Raw genomic sequence first — 2,309 nt, forward strand, 5'->3', positions numbered from 1 at the left:
AACGCCTTCCGGCAGTTCGCAGTTACCGGTCACGTCAGTGGTACGGAAGTAGAACTGAGGACGGTAGCCTTTGAAGAACGGAGTGTGACGACCGCCTTCTTCCTTCGACAGAACGTAGACTTCTGCGGTGAACTTGGTGTGCGGCTTGACCGAACCTGGCTTGACCAGAACCTGGCCACGCTCAACGTCGTCACGCTTGGTACCACGCAGCAGAACGCCGCAGTTCTCGCCAGCACGACCTTCGTCCAGCAGCTTGCGGAACATCTCAACACCGGTGCAGGTGGTGGTGGTGGTGTCACGCAGACCAACGATTTCCAGCGGATCCTGAACACGAACGATGCCACGCTCGATACGGCCAGTAACAACGGTACCACGACCCGAGATCGAGAATACGTCTTCGATCGGCATCAGGAACGGCTGGTCGACGGCACGAACTGGCTCAGGGATGTAGGCATCCAGAGTTTCTACCAGCTTCTTGACAGCGGTAGTGCCCATTTCGTTGTCGTCTTTGCCTTCCAGCGCCATGCGAGCCGAACCGATGATGATCGGGGTGTCGTCGCCTGGGAAGTCATAGGTGGACAGCAGGTCGCGAACTTCCATCTCGACCAGTTCCAGCAGCTCAGCGTCGTCTACCAGGTCAGCCTTGTTCAGGAAGACCACGATGTACGGAACGCCTACCTGACGGGACAGCAGGATGTGCTCACGGGTTTGTGGCATCGGACCATCGGCAGCCGAGCAAACCAGGATCGCGCCGTCCATCTGGGCAGCACCGGTGATCATGTTCTTCACGTAGTCAGCGTGACCTGGGCAGTCAACGTGAGCATAGTGACGAATGTTCGAGTTGTACTCGACGTGAGCGGTGTTGATGGTGATACCGCGCGCTTTTTCTTCCGGAGCCGAGTCGATCTTGTCGAACTCAACGACTGCCGAACCGAAAACCTCGGAGCAGACGCGAGTCAGAGCTGCGGTCAGAGTGGTCTTACCGTGGTCAACGTGGCCGATAGTGCCGACGTTAACGTGGGGAAGGGAACGATCAAACTTTTCCTTAGCCATCGATACAGTCCTCCGCAGAAGAAATAGTCACTACGCTGATAAAACAAAGGCAGATATTTTCATATCTGCCTTGTTTATATGGAGCTCTTGAGCGGACTTGAACCGCTGACCTCACCCTTACCAAGGGTGTGCTCTACCAACTGAGCTACAAGAGCGAAACTCTTTGCGCCAAAACAGCAAACTTGGAGCGGGTAGCGGGAATCGAACCCGCATCATCAGCTTGGAAGGCTGAGGTTCTACCACTAAACTATACCCGCGGAGCTTGCAGCTCTCGCTAAAACTGGTGGAGGGAGAAGGATTCGAACCTTCGAAGCTCTCGCAACGGATTTACAGTCCGTCCCCTTTGGCCGCTCGGGAATCCCTCCAGACGTGGCGGGCATTCTATTTACCTGCCGGCCTGTAGTCAAGCATTTTTTTCAATTAAATCTGAAAGTTAGCTGCTTTGACTATGCTTCCGGTACTACCACCTGAGCGGTGTTCCCTGCGAAGCGGGCGCCATTCTATCAAGCTATTCGCCAGTTGCAATACCCTGGCAGAAAATAATTTTATGTTTTAAGTCTTTGAAATCACTGGAAAGACTGGCAATGACCGCCTCATCCAGCAAACGCTCGCTATCAGGGCTGACCTTGAGCCAGAAGCCGTCCGCGCCAGCCAACTGCCCCTGCACGGGCTGAGCGGCGATATCCAGGCTCAGCAATCGCTGGCGCAAGGCCACGAGTTCATCCTGCCCGGTAAATCCCCCCACCACCAGGCACTCATCCCTGCGTCTGGCGGGAGCCGCCGCTCCCGTCTCCCGAAGCAGGCGGATCTCCTGCTGACTTCCCTTGTAGAGGGAAAGGGGTGCAACTTCCTTGACCCGTACCGGCGCCTCCTGCTGGTGCCACACGTAATAGACGGCATTTAGCACTACCAACAGCAGAAACAACCAACGCATAGGCACCTCAACTCAAGGGGCAGGCCATCGCCAGGCCAACAAAGACCAGGTCCGGTACAACCCGCGCGCCAGGTGCAGACACCTGGACCAGGGGCGCATCGCCTCCCGTGAGGAAGACGCTGAACTCATTACCCCACAGCGCGCGCGCCTGATCGATCTGCGTATGGGCGAACCCCTGCAGCATCAGCACGCACCCACGTTCGACTGCCTCGACCGTGGAGCGCCCGGGCTCAAGACTGCTCAATGCTCGCTCGGCCGAGGCATCGTCATAACGAATACGGCGGGTATGGGTCCGCAGCTGGCTACGCATCAGAGGCATCCC

The 2,309-nt window shown here is 56.9% G+C and carries 2 protein-coding genes, 3 tRNA genes and 1 pseudogene; all 6 read right to left on the reverse strand.

The genetic code is table 11. From position 1 onward, the window contains the following. On the reverse strand, window positions 1-1,053 hold a 1,053-nt coding region (tuf, locus tag VA602_RS15400; RefSeq protein ID WP_323453649.1), incomplete at its 3' end, for an elongation factor Tu. A 79-nt stretch (window positions 1,054-1,132) separates the two neighbouring features. After that, a tRNA-Thr gene (locus VA602_RS15405) sits at window positions 1,133-1,208 on the reverse strand. A 28-nt stretch (window positions 1,209-1,236) separates the two neighbouring features. Then, window positions 1,237-1,310, reverse strand: a tRNA-Gly gene (locus VA602_RS15410). Between the two features lie 24 nt (window positions 1,311-1,334). After that, window positions 1,335-1,418: transfer RNA gene (locus VA602_RS15415), tRNA-Tyr, on the reverse strand. A 143-nt stretch (window positions 1,419-1,561) separates the two neighbouring features. Further along, a complete protein-coding gene (locus VA602_RS15420; RefSeq protein WP_063542473.1) occupies window positions 1,562-1,987 on the reverse strand; it encodes a hypothetical protein in 426 nt (141 codons plus the stop codon). Window positions 1,988-1,994: 7 nt separating this feature from the next. After that, window positions 1,995-2,309: pseudogene (locus tag VA602_RS15425) on the reverse strand (pantothenate kinase); the annotation flags it as partial.

The organism is Pseudomonas machongensis (assembly GCF_034961125.1).
Classification (GTDB): domain Bacteria; phylum Pseudomonadota; class Gammaproteobacteria; order Pseudomonadales; family Pseudomonadaceae; genus Aquipseudomonas; species Aquipseudomonas machongensis.